The sequence below is a fragment of the Bacillus sp. SJZ110 genome (genome assembly GCF_006715455.1).
Classification (GTDB): Bacteria; Bacillota; Bacilli; order Bacillales; family Bacillaceae; genus Bacillus; species Bacillus subtilis.
In genome coordinates, this window is record NZ_VFNF01000002.1 from 838746 (window position 1) to 859296 (window position 20551).

Consider the following 20551-nt stretch of genomic DNA (forward strand, 5'->3'; position numbering starts at 1 on the left):
ATGAGAAATAATGATAATATCCGCATATTAGCTAATCCTTCTGTCAGTCATGGTGAGCCTTTACATATATCTGAAAAGCAGCCGGCAACAATACCTGAAGTTTTATACAGAACGGCGGCGGAGCTTGGGGATACAAAGGGAATCATTTATTTGCAGCCGGATGGAACTGAAGTTTACCAATCATACAGACGATTATGGGATGATGGACTGCGCATTGTGAAGGGGCTTCGCCAATCAGGCCTGAAAGCAAAACAAAACGTGATTTTGCAGCTTGGTGACAATTCACAGCTTCTCCCTGCGTTCTGGGGGTGTGTGTTAACAGGGATTGTTCCGGCTCCGTTAGCCGTTCCGCCAACGTATGCTGAATCGAGCAGCGTCACTCAAAAGCTGAAAGACGCATGGACGCTTCTTGACAAGCCGGCGGTGATTACGGACCGGGGGATACACCAGGAAATGCTCGATTGGGCAAAAGAACAAGAGCTTGAAGGGTTCAGGGCAATTGCTGTAGAGGATCTGCTCAGCGCTGAAGCGGACTCAGATTGGCATCAATCCAGTCCTGAAGACTTAGCGCTTTTATTGCTGACTTCAGGCAGTACGGGTACGCCCAAAGCAGTTATGCTTAATCATCGTAACATTATGAGCATGGTGAAAGGGATTATTCAAATGCAAGGCTTCACCAGAGAGGATATTACGTTTAACTGGATGCCGTTTGACCATGTCGGAGGGATCGGAATGCTGCATTTGCGGGATGTTTATCTTGGCTGTCAGGAAATTAACGTCTCAAGTGAAACAATCTTAATGGAGCCGTTAAAATGGCTGGATTGGATTGATCATTACCGAGCTTCTGTTACGTGGGCGCCGAATTTTGCGTTTGGTCTGGTTACTGATTTTGCAGAAGAAATAAAAGATAGGAAATGGAATCTGTCTTCAATGCGATACATGCTCAATGGCGGTGAAGCAATGGTAGCCAAGGTAGGGCGCAGAATACTTGAGCTTTTAGAACCACATGGACTGCCTGCTGACGCCATCCGACCTGCATGGGGAATGTCCGAAACTTCATCGGGCGTTATTTTTTCTCATGAATTTACCCGGGCTGGAACAAGTGATGATGATCATTTTGTTGAAATAGGCTCTCCAATCCCCGGCTTCTCTATGAGAATTGTGAATGACCATAATGAATTGGTTGAAGAGGGCGAGATCGGCCGTTTTCAAGTCTCGGGTCTTTCTGTTACTAGCGGTTATTACCAGCGGCCTGATTTGAATGAGAGTGTGTTTACAGAAGACGGCTGGTTTGAAACCGGAGATCTTGGCTTTTTGCGAAACGGGCGCTTAACCATAACAGGCCGTACGAAAGATGCAATTATCATTAACGGCATTAATTATTACAGTCATGCAATTGAGTCTGCAGTTGAAGAATTATCTGAAATTGAAACTTCTTATACTGCTGCTTGCGCTGTCCGTCTGGGCCAGAATTCAACAGATCAGCTGGCTATCTTCTTTGTTACTTCCGCAAAATTAAATGATGAGCAGATGTCTCAGCTTCTTAGAAACATACAATCCCATGTCTCACAGGTGATCGGAGTCACCCCGGAATATTTGCTGCCTGTACAAAAAGAAGAGATTCCAAAAACGGCTATCGGAAAGATCCAGCGCACCCAGCTAAAAACTTCATTTGAAAATGGAGAGTTCGACCGCTTGCTACATAAACCCAATCGGATGAACGATGCGGTCCAGGATGAGGAGATACAGCAAGCAGACCAGGTGAAAAGAGTAAGGGAAGAAATACAGAAGCATCTGCTCACCTGTTTGACTGAGGAGCTGCACGTTTCCCGCGATTGGGTGGAGCCAAATGCAAATATCCAAAACCTTGGTGTGAATTCTATCAAGATGATGAAGCTCATTCGATCGATCGAGAAAAACTACCATATCAAACTAACAGCCAGAGAGATACATCAATATCCTACAATTGAACGCTTAGCCAGCTATCTATCAGAACATGAAGACCTCAGCAGCTTGTCTGCTGACAAAAAGGGCACGGACACATATAAAACCGAACCGGAAAGGAGTCAGGCAACTTTTCAGCCTCTCTCTGAGGTTCAAAAAGGATTATGGACATTGCAAAAAATGTCACCCGAAAAAAGTGCATATCACGTACCTCTCTGTTTTAAATTTTCGTCAGGGCTTCACCTTGAAACATTACAGCAGGCTTTCGGCCTTGTATTGAATCAGCACCTAATCTTAAAGCACGTCATCCAAGAGAAAGACGGAATGCCATTTCTTAAAAATGAGCCAGCACTTTCAATTGAAATCAAGACAGAAAATATCTCAAGTATGAAAGAGTCTGATATTCCTGCTTTTCTTAGGAAGAAAGTAAAGGAGCCGTATGTAAAGGAAAACAGCCCGTTAGTCCGTGTCATGAGCTTTTCCAGATCTGAACAAGAGCATTTTTTATTAGTTGTCATTCACCATTTGATTTTTGACGGAGTTTCGTCTGTCACATTTATACGCAGTCTGTTTGATATCTATCAGCTTCTTTTAAAAGGACAGCAGCCGGAAAAAGCTGTTTCTCCTGCCATTTATCATGATTTTGCGGCATGGGAGAAAAACATGCTTGCCGGCAAGGACGGTGTGAAGCATCGTACATATTGGCAGAAACAGCTATCGGGAACTTTGCCGAATCTTCAGCTGCCTAAGGTCAGCGCAAGTTCAGTCGATTCTGAGTTTAGAGAGAATACATACACCAGGCGGCTGTCCAGCAGCTTCATGAATCAGGTCAGAACGTTTGCGAAAGAGCATTCTGTAAATGTCACGACGGTATTCTTAAGCTGCTATATGATGCTGCTTGGCCGTTACACCGGCCAAAAGGAACAGATCGTCGGCATGCCGGCCATGGTGAGGCCGGAAGAAAGATTTGATGATGCCATTGGACATTTTCTCAATATGCTCCCGATTCGGAGTGAGCTGAACCCGGCAGACTCTTTTTCTAGCTTTATATCAAAATTGCAATTAACGATATTGGATGGGCTTGATCATGCAGCATATCCTTTTCCAAAAATGGTGAGGGATCTGAATATTCCTCGCAGTCAAACAGGTTCACCGGTATTTCAAACCGCTTTTTTCTATCAGAATTTTCTTCAATCCGGAAGCTATCAAAGCTTGCTGAGCCGCTATGCTGACTTCTTTTCTGTCGATTTCGTTGAGTATATTCACCAAGAGGGCGAATACGAATTAGTATTTGAACTGTGGGAAACAGAAGAAAAAATGGAGCTGAACATCAAGTACAATACTGGGCTGTTTGATGCGGCTTCTATATCCGCCATGTTCGACCATTTTGTTTATGTAACAGAGCAGGCGATGTTGAATCCTTCTCAGCCTTTAAAAGAGTATTCTTTATTACCTGAGGCAGAGAAGCAGATGATTCTCAAAACATGGAACGCCACAGGAAAAACGTATCCATATATAACTTTTCATGAGTTGTTTGAGCAGCAGGCGAAAAAGACGCCTGATAGAGCGGCTGTCAGCTATGAAGGTCAAACATTGACGTATCGGGAGCTTGATGAAAGAAGCACACAGCTGGCCATTTATTTGCAGGCGCATGGAGTGGGTCCTGACCGTCTGGCGGGGATCTATGTGGATCGATCGCTGGACATGCTAGTGGGCTTATTAGCGATCCTCAAGGCTGGGGGAGCGTATGTGCCGCTAGACCCGTCCTATCCGGCTGAACGATTGGAATACATGCTTGAGGACAGTGAAGTTTTCATTACACTGACGACATCGGAATTAGTAAATACGTTGAGTTGGAATGGTGTCACAACAGCTCTTTTAGATCAAGATTGGGATGAAATTGCTCAAACAGCCTCTGATCGAAAAGTGCTTACACGCACTGTCACGCCAGAGAACTTGGCATATGTCATTTATACATCCGGCAGCACAGGAAAGCCAAAAGGTGTCATGATACCGCATAAAGCTTTGACAAACTTTCTCGTTTCGATGGGGGAAACACCAGGTCTTACGGCAGAGGATAAAATGCTTGCTGTCACAACCTACTGTTTTGATATCGCAGCTCTGGAATTATTTTTGCCTTTAATAAAGGGCGCACACTGCTATATTTGTCAAACGGAGCATACAAAAGACGTTGAAAAACTGAAACGGGACATCCGCACGATCAAACCGACAGTGATGCAGGCAACCCCCGCTACGTGGAAGATGCTCTTTTATTCAGGCTGGGAAAATGAAGAGAGCGTGAAAATTTTATGCGGTGGCGAAGCATTGCCTGAGACATTAAAAAGATATTTCTTAGATACGGGCAGTGAAGCCTGGAATATGTTCGGGCCAACCGAAACAACTATCTGGTCAGCGGTTCAGCGTATTAACGATGAATGCTCTCATGCCACGATAGGAAGGCCAATCGCCAATACACAAATCTATATTACGGATTCTCAGCTCGCGCCAGTGCCGGCAGGTGTCCCGGGTGAGCTGTGCATTGCAGGAGACGGTGTGGCGAAGGGCTACTACAAAAAGGAAGAATTAACAGATTCGAGATTCATTGACAACCCTTTTGAGCCTGGGTCTAAGCTTTATAGAACGGGAGACATGGCCCGCTGGCTTCCGGGAGGGCGAATTGAATATATAGGCCGCATCGATAATCAGGTAAAAATCCGCGGATTCCGTATTGAACTTGGTGATATTGAAAGCAGGCTTAGTGAGCATCCCGGCATTCTGGAATGCGTTGTGGTCGCAGATATGGATAACCTAGCTGCCTATTATACAGCTAAACATGCAAATGCTTCTCTCACAGCGAGAGAGCTGCGTCATTTTGTGAAAAACGCTTTGCCTGCCTATATGGTGCCTTCTTATTTTATTCAGCTTGATCATATGCCGTTAACTCCGAACGGAAAGATAGATAGAAACAGCCTTAAGAATATCGATTTATCAGGGGAGCAGCTAAAGCAAAGGCAGACCTCTCCTAAGAACATTCAGGATACTGTTTTTACCATTTGGCAGGAAGTGCTGAAAACGAGTGATATTGAATGGGATGACGGATTTTTCGATGTGGGCGGGGATTCGCTTCTCGCGGTCACTGTGGCTGATCGTATCAAACATGAACTATCCTGTGAGTTTTCTGTCACAGACCTGTTTGAGTATTCAACCATTAAAAATATCAGCCAGTACATCACTGAACAGCGAATGGGCGATGCAAGTGACCATATGCCGACAGAACCGCCAGCTCATATAGAAGATCAGTCTACCGAGATGAGTGATCTCCCGGACTATTATGACGATAGTGTAGCGATTATTGGCATATCGTGTGAATTTCCAGGGGCAAAAAATCATGATGAATTTTGGGAGAACCTCAGAGACGGCAAGGAAAGCATTGCGTTTTTCAATAAAGAAGAGCTTCAGCGCTTTGGCATTTCAAAGGAGATAGCAGAGAATGCCGACTATGTCCCGGCTAAAGCTTCAATTGAGGGGAAAGACAGATTTGATCCAAGCTTCTTTCAAATCTCTCCTAAAGACGCTGAATTTATGGACCCTCAGCTTCGGATGCTGCTGACTCATTCATGGAAAGCAATAGAAGATGCCGGTTATGCTGCGGGACAGATTCCGCAAACCAGTGTTTTTATGTCGGCAAGCAATAATTCTTATCGCGCGCTGTTACCGTCAGATACAACAGAGAGCCTGGAGACGCCGGACGGCTATGTTTCGTGGGTGCTTGCACAGAGCGGGACGATTCCGACAATGATTTCTCATAAGCTCGGGCTGAGAGGGCCAAGCTATTTCGTTCATGCCAACTGCTCATCATCTCTGATTGGATTGCATTCTGCCTATAAAAGCCTGCTGTCGGGTGAATCTGATTATGCTTTAGTTGGCGGGGCAACGCTGCATACTGAGTCAAATATCGGATATGTGCATCAGCCGGGGCTGAACTTTTCGAGTGATGGACATATTAAAGCTTTTGATGCTTCAGCTGACGGAATGATAGGCGGTGAGGGCGTTGCTGTTGTATTGCTGAAAAAAGCAGCTGATGCAGTAAAGGACGGGGATCATATCTATGCCTTGCTGAGAGGCATTGGTGTAAATAACGACGGCGCTGACAAAGTCGGCTTTTATGCTCCAAGCGTTAAAGGCCAGGCTGACGTGGTTCAACAGGTCATGAATCAAACGAAGATACAGCCTGAATCCATCTGCTATGTAGAAGCACACGGAACCGGAACGAAGCTGGGGGACCCGATCGAGCTGGCGGCTTTAACAAACGTTTACAGGCAATATACAAATAAAACGCAATTTTGCGGCATTGGGTCGGTGAAAACTAATATCGGACATTTAGATACAGCCGCCGGTCTTGCGGGCTGCATTAAAGTCGTGATGAGTCTTTATCATCAAGAGCTTGCACCGAGTATCAATTATAAGGAGCCGAATCCAAATACAGACTTAGCCAGCTCTCCTTTTTACGTCGTCGATCAAAAGAAAACGTTAAGCCGTGAGATCAAAACGCACAGGGCTGCACTTAGCTCGTTCGGGCTTGGCGGGACAAATACCCATGCTATTTTTGAACAATTCAAAAGGGATTCTAATAAGAGAAAGATAGACGGGACTTGCATCGTCCCGATCTCGGCGAAAAATAAAGAGAGGCTGCAAGAGTATGCCGAAGACATTCTGGCCTATTTTGAAAGAAGAGGGCTTGAGAACAGCCATCTGCCTGATTTTGCGTATACCCTTCAGGTGGGGCGCGAAGCGATGGAGCATCGCGTTGTCTTTATTGCCGATCATATAAATGAGTTAAAACAGAGGCTCACAGATTTTATCAATGGAAAAACAGCGATTGAAGGCTGTTTTCAAGGAAGTAAGCACAATGCCAGAGAGGTTTCATGGCTGACGGAGGATGAGGACAGCGCTGAACTCATACGTAAGTGGATGGCCAAAGGAAAGGTAAACAAGCTTGCAGAAATGTGGAGCAAGGGAGCACATATAGATTGGATGCAGCTTTACAAGGGTGAGCGCCCAAACAGAATGAGTCTGCCGACTTATCCATTTGCAAAGGAACGATACTGGCCGTCGCAGGATGACCGCAAACCGGTGGCGCAGATATCCGGAAATCAGACAGGGATCGGCACTATTCATCCATTGCTTCATCAGAATACATCTGATTTTTCTGAACAGAAATTCAGTTCGGTTTTCACTGGTGACGAATTTTTCCTGAGAGACCATGTGGTAAGAGGAAAGCCTGTGCTTCCTGGTGTTGCGTACCTTGAAATGGCGTACGCGGCTATAAACCAGGCGGCAGGAAGTGAAATTGGCCAAGATGTCAGAATCAGATTGAATCATACAGTCTGGGTTCAGCCTGTTGTGGTTGACAGACATTCAGCTCAAGTGGATATCAGTCTCTTTCCTGAAGAAGATGGAAAAATCACCTTTGACATTTATAGTACACAGGAAGACGGGGACGACCCTGTTATTCATAGTCAAGGCAGCGCGGAGCTGGCATCTGCCGCCGAAACACCGGTCGCACATCTCGCTGAAATGTCACGCCGCTGCGGCATAGGAAAGATGTCGCCTGATCAATTTTACGAAGAAGGCAGAAGCAGAGGAATGTTCCATGGTCCGGCCTTTCAAGGAATTAAGAATGTGAATATAGGAAACAGAGAGGTTTTGGCGCAGCTGCAGCTTCCGGAAATCGTTTCTGGAACGAATGAACAGTTTGTGCTGCACCCAAGTATCATGGACTCCGCCTTGCAGACAGCAACGATATGCATCATGCAGGAATTAGCGGATCAAAAGCTGATTTTGCCATTTGCGCTTGAAGAGCTTGAGGTGATCAAAGGCTGTTCGTCTTCTATGTGGGCTTATGCTCGCTTAAGTGACAGCGACCGCTCCGGAGGGGGTGTCCAGAAAGCGGATATCGATGTCATTGACGAGAGTGGAAGCGTATGTGTCAGGATCAAAGGATTCTCAACAAGAGTATTAGAAGGAGAGGTTCATCCTTCAAAGCCTTCATCACGGCACGAACGCTTAATGCTTGAACCGGTGTGGGAAAAACCGAATGAAGAACGAGAGGACGAAGATCCTTCGTACACGGAGCATATCATTGTTCTCTTCGAAACTGAACGAAGTGTCACAGACAGCATTGCCTCCCACATGAAAGATGTCCGTGTGATTACTCTGAATGAAGCTGAAGGACATATTGATGAACGTTATCAATGTTACACGCAGAACATTTTTGAACTCCTGCAAAGCAAGGTCCGTGAGCTTTCTGCAGGCCGTATCATCATTCAAGCGATTGTTCCGCTGGAAAAAGAGAAGCAATTGTTTGCCGGCGTTTCTGGTCTGTTTAAAACAGCAGAAATAGAGTTCAGCAAACTGACTGCTCAGGTCATCGAAATTGAGAAACCTGAAGAGATGATAGACCTTCACCTCAAGCTGAAAGACGACAGCCGGAGACCATTTGACAAACAGATTCGATATGAGGCTGGACACCGTTTTGTGAAAGGCTGGAGGGAAATGATGCTTCCTTCAGCTGATACGCTTCACATGCCGTGGAGAGACGAGGGTGTTTATCTAATCACAGGCGGAGCAGGAAGCTTAGGCCTTCTGTTTGTAAAGGAAATTGCCAATCGAACTGGCCGGTCTACTATTGTGCTGACGGGACGATCTGTTTTAAATGAGGATAAGGAAAACGAGCTGGAGGCTCTTCGAAGCATCGGAGCGGAGGTTGTCTATCGAGAGGCTGATGTAAGTGATCAGCATGCGGTTCATCATCTTTTTGAGGAAATCAAAGAAAGATATGGCACTCTCAATGGAATTATTCACGGTGCAGGCAGCATTAAAGATCACTTCATCATTCATAAAACGAATGAAGAGTTTCAAGAAGTATTGCAGCCAAAAGTGAGCGGGTTGTTACATGTAGACGAATGCAGCAAGGATTTCCCATTGGACTTTTTCATTTTCTTCTCATCTGTTTCGGGATGTTTAGGAAACGCTGGACAAGCCGATTATGCGGCAGCCAATTCGTTTATGGATGCATTTGCTGAATACCGCCGTTCTCTTGCGGCATCAAAAAAGAGATTCGGCTCCACCATTTCCTTCAATTGGCCGTTATGGGAAGAAGGCGGTATGCAAGTCGGCGCTGAAGATGAAAAGAGAATGCTGAAAACGACGGGAATGGTCCCGATGCCGACAGATAGTGGCTTGAAAGCATTTTATCAAGGGATAGCATCTGATAAGCCGCAAGTTTTTGTGATGGAAGGACAGCTTCAGAAAATGAAACAAAAACTGCTTTCCGCAGGATCGAAAGCCAAGCGGAACGATCAGAGAAAGGCGGATCAGGATCAAGGACAAACTAGAAAGTTGGAAGCAGCCTTAATCCAGATGGTTGGCGCAATTTTGAAAGTAAACACAGACGATATCGATGTCAACACAGAGCTGAGTGAGTACGGATTCGACTCAGTTACATTCACTGTCTTTACAAACAAGATCAACGAAAAATTTCAGTTGGAGCTAACACCGACCATTTTCTTTGAATATGGTAGCGTCCAAAGCCTGGCTGAATATGTAGTTGCTGCGTATCAGGGCGAATGGAATCAAGATGCTACTGCTAAAGGCATAGATGAAAGAACAAACTCATTGCACAGTTTAAACAGCCTGGAGGCATCATTAAGCAACATGGTCAGTGCAATTTTAAAAGTAAATAGTGAAGATATTGATGTCAATACAGAGCTGAGTGAATACGGATTTGATTCCGTTACATTTACGGTCTTTACAAACAAGATTAACGAAGAATTTCAGTTGGAGCTAACGCCGACCATTTTCTTTGAATATGGAAGCATCCAAAGCCTGGCTGAGTATTTGACTGCTGAACATGAGGACACCCTGGTTCAGGAGCGCGAAAAACCAGAGGGGCAGGAAGAGTTACAGACAAAATCCCCTGAAGCGCCGAAAATCACATCACGTAGAAAGCGCCGCTTTACACAGCCTGTTATTGCAAAAGCAGAAAGAAACAAAAAGCAGGCTGCCGATTTTGAGCCGGTTGCAATTGTCGGCATCAGCGGCCGATTCCCTGGCGCTATGGATATAGACGAATTTTGGGAAAACCTAGAAGAAGGAAAAGACAGCATCACAGAAGTTCCAAAAGATCGATGGGATTGGCGGGAGCATTATGGAAACCCAGACACTGACGTCAATAAAACCGACATCAAATGGGGCGGGTTTATTGATGGTGTCGCAGAGTTTGATCCGTTGTTTTTTGGTATTTCGCCGCGAGAAGCTGATTATGTAGACCCTCAGCAGCGCTTGTTAATGACATACGTGTGGAAGGCACTGGAAGATGCGGGTTGCTCGCCGCAAAGCCTTTCGGGTACAGGGACCGGTATCTTTATCGGTACGGGAAACACCGGTTATAAAGATCTATTCCATAGAGCGAATCTTCCAATTGAAGGCCATGCTGCTACAGGTCATATGATTCCTTCGGTAGGCCCGAATAGAATGAGTTATTTTTTAAATATTCATGGTCCGAGCGAACCAGTAGAGACGGCTTGTTCCAGTTCTCTTGTAGCCATTCACCGTGCTGTGACTGCGATGCAAAACGGTGATTGTGAGATGGCGATCGCTGGAGGCGTGAATACGATCTTAACCGAGGAGGCGCATATTAGCTACAGCAAGGCGGGGATGCTCAGCAAAGACGGCAGGTGTAAAACCTTCTCTGCCGATGCGAATGGCTATGTCAGAGGTGAAGGGGTCGGAATGGTCATGTTGAAAAAGCTGGAAGATGCCGAGCGCGACGGAAATCATATTTACGGTGTTATTCGGGGGACGGCGGAAAATCACGGCGGAAGAGCCAATACCCTGACATCGCCTAATCCGAAAGCACAAGCTGATTTGTTGGTGCGTGCATATCGCCAAGCAGGCATAGATCCAAGCACTGTCACATATATCGAAGCACATGGAACAGGGACGGAATTGGGCGATCCGATTGAAATAAATGGGCTGAAAGCCGCGTTTAAGGAACTATCCAATATGAGAGGCGAGAGCCAGCCGGATGTTCCGGATCGCCGTTGCGGCATCGGCTCAGTTAAAAGCAATATCGGTCATTTAGAGCTAGCAGCAGGTATTTCCGGTTTGATCAAAGTGCTTTTGCAAATGAAGCATAAAACGTTAGTGAAAAGCCTGCATTGCAAGACGCTTAACCCTTATCTTCAGCTGACTGACAGTCCGTTTTACATCGTTCAGGAAAAACAGGAATGGAAGTCTGTCACAGATCGTGACGGAAACGAGCTTCCGCGCCGTGCGGGAATCAGTTCGTTTGGGATTGGCGGAGTAAACGCGCATATTGTGGTTGAAGAATATATGCCAAAAGCCAATTCAGAACACACGGCTACAGAACAGCCAAACGTGATTGTGCTGTCGGCTAAAAATAAAAGCAGGCTGATGGATCGTGCTTCGCAATTGCTTGAGGCGATTCGCAATAAAAAATATACAGATCAGGATTTGCACCGCATCGCTTACACCCTGCAAGTCGGGCGCGAAGAAATGGATGAGCGTCTGGCGTGTGTTGCGGGGACGATGCAGGAACTTGAAGAGAAACTGCAGGCGTTTGTTGACGGTAAGGAAGAAACAGACGAATTTTTCCGGGGACAGTCTCATCGAAATAAAGAGACCCAGACTATATTTACAGCAGATGAAGATATGGCGTTGGCACTTGATGCTTGGATCAGAAAAAGAAAATACGCCAAACTTGCTGATTTATGGGTCAAAGGGGTCTCAATCCAGTGGAACACATTATACAGAGAGACCAAACCACGCCTGATCAGCCTCCCTTCATATCCGTTTGCGAAGGATCACTATTGGGTGCCGGCAAAGGAACATTCAGAAAGAGACAAAAAAGAACTGGTTAATGCGATTGAAGATCGGGATGCATGTTTTTTGACGAAACAATGGAGTTTGAGTCCAATTGGCTCAGCAGTGCCGGGGACAAGAACTGTTGCCATCCTGAGCAATCAAGAGACAGCAGATTTAGCAGCAGAAGTGTCTTCGTATTTTCCGAATCATCTCTTAATAGATGTGAGCCGGATAGAAAATGATCAGTCAGACATTGATTGGAAAGAGTTTGACGGCCTAGTGGATGTCATCGGATGCGGTAAGGATGATGAGGGCCGGCTGGATTGGATTGAATGGGTGCAAAGACTGGTTGAATTCGGGCATAAAGAGGGGCTCAGGCTGCTTTGTGTGACGAAGGGGCTCGAATCGTTTCAAAACACATCTGTCCGGATGGCTGGCGCCTCACGGGCTGGGTTGTATCGAATGCTCCAATGCGAGTACAGCCATCTTATATCAAGGCATATGGATGCTGAGGAGGTTACTGATCATCGCCGTCTCGCGAAGTTGATCGCTGATGAGTTTTATTCCGATTCTCATGATGCCGAGGTTTGCTACAGAGATGGTTTACGGTATCAAGCTTTTCTAAAAGTTCATCCGGAAACAGGTAAGGCCACGGAACAGAGCGCGGTCTTCCCGAAAGATCATGTGCTTCTCATTACAGGCGGCACACGAGGCATCGGACTATTATGCGCCCGTCATTTTGCAGAGTGCTATGGAGTGGAAAAACTGGTGCTGACCGGACGAGAACAGCTTCCTCCGCGAGAGGAATGGACTCGTTTTGACACCTCGAACACATCAGTTGCCCAGAAAATCCAGGCAGTGCGGGAGCTGGAAGCGAAGGGTGCACAGGTGGAGATGCTGTCGCTGACGTTATCTGATGAAGCTCAGGTTGAGCAAACGCTGCAACATATCAAGCGAACATTAGGACCGATTGGCGGTGTTATTCATTGTGCAGGTTTGACGGATATGGATACGCTGGCATTTATCCGAAAAACTTCAGATGATATTCAGCGGGTGCTGGAACCTAAGGTGTCAGGTCTTACAACGTTATATCGCCATGTGTGTAACGAGCCTTTACAGTTTTTTGTCTTATTTTCTTCTGTTTCAGCCATTATTCCGGAGCTTTCGGCGGGACAAGCTGACTATGCGATGGCCAATAGCTATATGGATTATTTTGCAGAAGCACATCAGAAACATGTGCCGATCATCAGTGTTCAGTGGCCGAACTGGAAAGAAACCGGTATGGGTGAAGTGACAAATCAAGTGTATCGGGAAAGCGGCTTGTTGAGCATTACGAATTCAGAAGGCTTACGTTTTCTAGATCAAATTGTATCGAAAATGTTCGGACCGGTTGTTCTCCCTGCAATGGCGAATCAAACAAACTGGGAGCCGGAACTGCTGATGAAGAGGAGGAAACCGCATGAGGGCGGTTTGCAGGAAGCTGCTTTACAGAGCCCGCCAGCCAGAGACATTGAAGAGGCCGATGAAGTTTCCAAATGTGATGGATTATTATCTGAAACACAGTCCTGGCTTGTTGATCTGTTTACCGAAGAGCTGAGAATAGATCGTGAAGACTTCGAGATTGACGGGTTGTTTCAGGATTATGGCGTGGATTCGATCATTTTGGCACAGGTGCTCCAGCGTATAAACCGCAAATTAGAGGCAGCGCTCGATCCATCGATTCTATATGAATACCCGACAATTCAAAGGTTCGCAGATTGGCTGATCGGTTCTTATTCCGAAAGGCTGTCCGCTTTATTCGGAGGCAGGATATCGGATGCATCAGCACCTTTGGAGAACAAAATAGAGGCGGAGGTATCTGTTCCTGCGGAGGATCGAGCTCTTACACCTCAGATTCAGGCGCCAGCGATTTTGTCACCGGACTCTCATGCAGAAGGTATTGCCGTTGTCGGACTCTCTTGCCGATTCCCTGGAGCAGATACATTGGAATCATATTGGTCGTTACTATCCGAGGGGCGTTCGTCAATCGGCCCGATTCCGGCAGAGCGTTGGGGCTGTAAGACGCCATATTATGCCGGCGTGATTGATGGCGTCAGCTATTTTGATCCTGATTTCTTTTTGCTTCACAAAGAAGACGTAAGGGCGATGGATCCGCAAGCACTGCTCGTGTTGGAAGAGTGTCTGAAACTCTTGTATCACGCCGGTTATACACCTGAGGAAATAAAGGGCAAGCCCGTCGGTGTTTATATCGGAGGCAGAAGCCAGCACAAACCTGATGAAGACAGCCTTGATCATGCCAAGAATCCGATCGTGACAGTCGGCCAAAATTATTTAGCGGCTAATCTTTCACAATTTTTTGATGTCCGCGGCCCGAGTGTTGTAGTTGATACCGCATGCTCGTCAGCTCTGGTCGGCATGAATATGGCCATTCAGGCGCTGCGTGGCGGAGATATTCAATCCGCCATAGTCGGCGGTGTCAGCTTGCTGAGCTCAGATGCCTCTCACAGGCTGTTTGACCGGCGCGGCATTTTAAGCAAGCATTCATCCTTCCATGTGTTTGATGAGCGTGCTGACGGAGTTGTGTTAGGTGAAGGCGTCGGAATGGTTATGCTAAAAACCGTAAAACAGGCACTGGAAGACGGAGATACCATATATGCTGTCGTGAAAGCGGCCTCGGTCAATAACGACGGAAGAACGGCGGGGCCTGCAACACCTAATCTTGAGGCGCAAAAGGAAGTCATGAAAGATGCGCTTTTCAAAAGCGGAAAAAAACCAGAGGACATCAGCTACCTTGAGGCAAACGGGTCAGGTTCAATCGTAACCGATCTCCTTGAGCTAAAAGCGATCCAATCAGTGTACCGTTCTGGGCACTCATCGCCTCTTTCTCTTGGCTCAATCAAGCCGAACATCGGGCATCCGCTATGTGCTGAAGGGATCGCCAGCTTCATTAAGGTTGTGCTGATGCTGAAAGAGCGCCGCTTTGTCCCATTTTTATCAGGTGAAAAAGAGATGGCGCATTTCGATCAACAGAAAGCGAACATCACGTTCAGCCGAGCCCTGGAAAAATGGACAGATTCGCAGCCTACTGCGGCTATTAACTGCTTTGCCGATGGGGGGACGAATGCCCATGTCATCGTAGAGGCGTGGGAAAAAGATGAAAAACACGCCATCAAGCGCAGTCCAATATCGCCTCCTCAATTAAAGAAACGAACGCTTTTGCCAGGCGAGCCAAAGCTGGAAGCGGAGACTTCAAAAATGACTGCGGCAAACATATGGGATACTTATGAGGTGGAGGTCTAACGTGAAAAAGATAACGAAACAACTCACATTATCGTTAAAAAATCCGTTTATTTATCACCATGTGGTTTACGGACAAAATGTCCTGCCGGGATTGGCTTATATCGATATAATCTACCAGATATTCAGAGAACACGGCTTCTCTTGCTCAGAGCTTCAGCTGCAGAATTTATCCATCTATCAGCCATTGACGGCGGAACAGGATGCAGTAATTGTTCTGAATATCCAATGCGCGGAGAAAAAAGAAGGAAAGTGGAAAATCACAGCCAAGGGAATTGAAAAACGTGATGGGAAAGAAGTTTCAGAAGAAAAGCTCTATATGAAGGCTGACATGCACGCAGACTCCCCAGCCATATTTGAAGAAACACTGGATCTCAGTCAAATCAAAGCATCTGCACAGAACGCTGTTCAGCTTGATGAAGTATATGAACAATGCAGACGTCAGGAATTGGTGCACAGCGAATATATGAAAGCAAGTGGCTGCATCTATGAAGAGGAAGATGGCGTCCTTCTTGAGCTTTCTCTCGGTTCGGAAGCCATGCTTCACGCAGAAGGCTTTATGTTTCACCCCACTCTCATAGACGGGAGCGGGGTGGGTGCCAATCATTTGCTCACATCTTTACTTAAAGGAGAACAGAGGCTGTATTTGCCTCTGTTCTATGAATCCTTTTCAGCTTCTGCACTTTTGCAGTCGGATTGCATGACAAGAATTAAGCGCTCCTCCGTCCGGCGGGAAAAAGAGCTAATTTATGTAACACTTGAATTTTTTAATGCGTCGGGAGAAAAAGTGGCTGAGTTGAAAAACTTTACAAGCAAATTGGTGCGAGAAGCAGAGCTGATTAGCGGAAAACATCAAGATGCACAGGAGACACAGATGACAAGAGCGGACACTGCTGAGCGTGATAAACCTGCTGACATGGTATCTTCTCCCGTTAATTCCTATAGTGAGGCTGAACAGTTCGTAAGCCAATTAATCGCAGAGAAAATCAATAAGCCGGTAGAACAAGTTGAAAAACAGGTCGGTTATTACCAAATGGGACTGAATTCATCGGGCTTGCTTGAGGTGGTAGAAACGATCAGTGATAAGATCGGTGAGAGCCTTTCGCCGACTCTTCTGTTTGAGCATACCACCATAGCGGAGCTGTCAGCGTTTCTTGCCGAGGAATATGCTGAGCATTTTAGTGCCGCTGGTTCTCTTGGCCAGAATGAAAGAGCACGGGTTTCCGACAGCATAAACGACCATAAGACTGTTGAAGCTTCTCGTCCTGCACCTATTGAGGCAGCAGGCGATATTGCGATTATCGGCTTGGCGGGCAGGTATCCGAAGGCAGCCAATATTCATGAATTTTGGAACAATCTGAAAGAGGGGAAGGACTGCGTTAGCGAGATTCCTGAGTCGCGCTGGGATTGGCAGCGACTTGAAGGAATCACATCTCCTTCGGGTAAGGACATTTCCAAATGGGGAGGATTTATTGATGATCCCGACTGCTTCGATCCTCAATTTTTCAGAATCACGCCAAGAGAAGCGGAGACAATGGACCCTCAAGAGCGGCTGTTTTTAGAAACATGCTGGGAAACGATTGAAGATGCGGGCTATACGCCAAAGACGTTGGCCAAGCCTAAAGGACGAAATAAAAGACAGTATGTAGGAGTTTTTGCCGGCGTCATGCACAAGGATTATACATTAGTCGGAGCTGAAGAAGCATCAGCAGAAAATGTGTTTCCTCTTTCGCTCAACTATGCGCAAATCGCCAACCGTGTTTCTTACTTTTGTAATTTCCACGGTCCGAGTATGGCTGTCGATACGGTATGTTCATCCTCTTTGACCGCAGTGCACTTGGCGTTGGAAAGCATACGTCACGGTGAGTGCGATGTTGCGTTAGCAGGCGGAGTGAACCTGTCTTTGCACCCGAATAAATATATGACATACGGGGTCTGGGATATGTTTTCCACTGACGGGCACTGCCGTACGTTTGGAAAGGATGGGGACGGTTATGTGCCTGCCGAGGGTATAGGCGCGGTTTTATTAAAGCCTTTGCGCCAGGCGGAGGAAGACGGAGATCGCATTTATGCAGTTATTAAAGGAAGTGCTGTGAATCATGTGGGCACTGTAAGCGGCATTTCAGTGCCGAGCCCTGTTTCTCAAGCTGATCTGATTGAGACATGCTTGGAGAAAACGGGAATCGACCCGCGGACGATCAGTTATGTGGAAGCCCATGGAACCGGCACGTCCTTAGGAGATCCGATCGAAATACAGGGATTAGTGAAAGCGTTCCGCCAATATACGCAGGATCGGCAGTTCTGTTCAATCGGTTCTGTAAAGTCAAACATTGGGCACGCCGAATCCGCCGCGGGGATCAGTGGTTTAAGCAAGGTTGCCCTTCAGCTTCACCATCAAAAACTTGTGCCTTCTTTGCATTCGGAAGAACTGAATCCTTACGTTGATTTTGAAAAGTCTCCATTTTATGTACAGCATAAAACAGAAACGTGGAAGCAGCCTGTTATCAAGGAGAATGGGGAAGAGGTCCCTTATCCGCGGCGGGCTGGTATCAGTTCCTTCGGAGCAACTGGTTCAAACGCACATATTATCCTTGAGGAATATATTCCTCAAGCAGCGGAGCAGGACGTTTCTTTGTCCTCAGATTCTGACATATCCGCAGTTATTCCGCTTTCTGCCCGTAATCAAGAACGTCTCCGTGTATATGTAAAACGTCTCTTGGATTTTCTTCATGATGGGATTCAGATTAAAGATTTGGCGTATACATTGCAGGTAGGCCGTGAACCAATGGAAGAACGGGTTTCTTTCTTAGCATCCGGAATTCAAGAATTGAGCGACCAATTGAAGGCTTTTATAGAAGGACGAAAAACCATTCAGCATTGCTGGAAGGGCCGCGTGTCAAGAGGAAGCGAACCATCGCGTCCCGCCGAATCGGTACATAAATTGCTGGAGCAAAGAAAACTCGATCAGATTGCAGAGCAGTGGGCGAACGGATCTGGTGTTGACTGGAAGCAGCTTTACGAGGGAAACAAACCAAAGCGGATCAGCCTGCCGACTTACCCATTTGAGAGGGTGCGTTATTGGGTGCCGAAAGCGGAGAAAAAGACTGATCGTTCAAAACAGGAGCGGCACATCCTGCATCCTCTTCTGCATCAAAATGTGTCCGACATATCGGGTGTCCGCTTCCGTTCAGCGTTTACAGGACGTGAATTTTTCTTGAAGGATCATGTCATAAAGGGCGAACACGTTTTACCTGGCGCAGCTTTATTGGAGATGGTTCGGGCAGCTGTGGAAAGGGCAGCTGCGGATCAGTTCCCGACAGGATTCCGGCTCCGGAATATCGTCTGGGTCCGGCCGTTCACCGTCACAGAACAGCAGAAAGATATAGATGTACGTCTATATCCTGAGGAGAATGGTGAGATTACATTTGAAATCTGCCGGGACCCTGAAAGCGCAGAGGAGTCGCCGATTGTATATGGGCAAGGGAGTGCAGTGCTTTGTGAGGCTGGTGAAAATCCGGTTTTCAACATTGAAGAACTGAAGGCAAGCTATAATGGCCGGACGCTGTCACCTTTTGATTGCTACGAGGCTTATACAGAAATGGGTATTCATTATGGTGACAGCCACAGAGCGATCGACAGCCTATATGCAGGCGAAAACGGAGTTCTAGTGAAATTGACGATGCCTCCTGTAATCTCTGATACAGAAGACCAATATATTCTGCATCCGAGCATGATAGATTCGGCATTTCAAGCATCTATCGGTTTGAGGCTGGGAGGAGCTACGAGTTTAGAAGACAGAAAGGCAATGCTGCCTTTTGCCATACAGGATGTCCAAATCTTCAAAGGCTGCGAGGCATCTATGTGGGCGCGGATCACATATAGCGAGGGCAGTACAGCTGGGGATCGTATGCAGAAGCTTGATATCGATTTATGCAATGAAGAGGGGCAGGTTTGCGTGCGATTGACGGGCTATTCTGCAAGAGTGTTAGAAACAGATCAAGAAGGTCCTTCTGAAGCGACTGACACGCTACTGTTCGAACATATTTGGGAAGAACGTGCTGCAGAGAGGCAAGAGCTCATAGAGTACGACACGCATAAAGTCGTTGTCTGTGATGTTGGAGAACAAATGGAAAGCCTCCAAAATCATCTTGACTGTACAGTTCTGCAGCATGATACAGAGACAATTGATGAACGGTTTGAAGGTTATGCCATACAGTTATTTGAAGAAATCAAACAGCTAATGCACTCAAAAACAGGAGGACATACATTCATTCAAGTGGCGGTGCCTGCGTTGGACGAGCCTCAGCTATTAAGCGGCTTAACTGGATTGCTCAAAACGGCTGAACTGGAAAATCCAAAACTGACAGGACAGTTGATCGAAATAGAAACCGGGACGTCAGCTGGTGACCTATTCGAAATATTGGAGGAAAACAGACGCTATCCGCGTGACACGCATATCCGCCACTGGCAAGGGAAGCGATTTGTAAGCAAGTGGAAAGAAGTGTCTGGTGAGCACCTAAGTGCTGACATGCCATGGAAAGATAAAGGCGTGTATCTGATCACAGGCGGTGCAGGCGGTCTTGGATTCATCTTTGCAACTGAAATTGCAAACCAAACGAATGATGCGGTTGTGATCCTGACAGGACGCTCTCCGCTTGATGAAAGGAAGAAGAAGAAGCTTAAAGCCTTACAGAAACTTGGCATCCAAGCGATTTACAGACAAGCTGATCTGGCTGACAAACAAACGGTTGATGCCTTATTAAAAGAAACCCAAAACGTTTATGGAGACTTAGATGGCATCATTCACAGCGCCGGTTTAATAAAAGATAATTTCATTATGAAGAAAAAGAAAGAAGAGGTTCAAACCGTTCTTGCTCCAAAGGTAGCAGGACTGATTCACCTTGACGAAGCAACGAAAGATATTCCGCTCGATTTCTTTATCCTTTTTTCCTCAGGTGCCGGAGCAGTAGGAAGCGCGGGACAGGCTGATTACGCAATGGCCAATGCATTTATGAATGCATTCAGCGAATATCGCAATGGCCAAGCAGAGCTGCACAAGCGTTACGGAAAAACTCTTTCAGTGTGCTGGCCGCTGTGGAAAGACGGGGGCATGCAAATTGATGCGGAAACTGCAAGGATGCTGAAAAGAGAAACAGGCATGGTGGCCATGGAAACAGATCGTGGGATTCAGGCGCTATATCATGGCTGGACGTCAGGAAAGCCGCAAGTGTTAGTTGCTTCCGGTGTTACTGATCGGATTCGTGCATTTTTACATGAAACGGGACATGGCAAAGGCCAATCTCACGATATCAAAAAAAGCAGTCTCAATCAGGAGGCAGAAAAAGCAGACATGATCGGGGAAGCTGATGAAGAGATACTAAGAGAAAAAGCGGAGAACTATTTTAAACAGGTGCTTTCTTCG

At 46.5% G+C, this 20551-nt stretch carries 2 protein-coding genes (1 of these 2 running past the window's edge); both read left to right on the forward strand.

From position 1 onward, the window contains the following. Entirely contained in the window at positions 1–15132 is a 15132-nt protein-coding gene (gene pksJ / locus FB592_RS09905; RefSeq protein ID WP_141949467.1) for a polyketide synthase PksJ, read from the forward strand. Further along, positions 15116–20551 carry the 5' end (the start) of a polyketide synthase PksL gene (gene pksL, locus FB592_RS09910; RefSeq protein WP_141949468.1) on the forward strand. The gene runs 8181 nt beyond the window's last position, so only the first 5436 of its 13617 coding nucleotides appear in the window; its start codon is at positions 15116–15118; its stop codon lies beyond the right edge, outside the window. Before pksJ ends, pksL begins: the two co-directional genes overlap by 17 nt.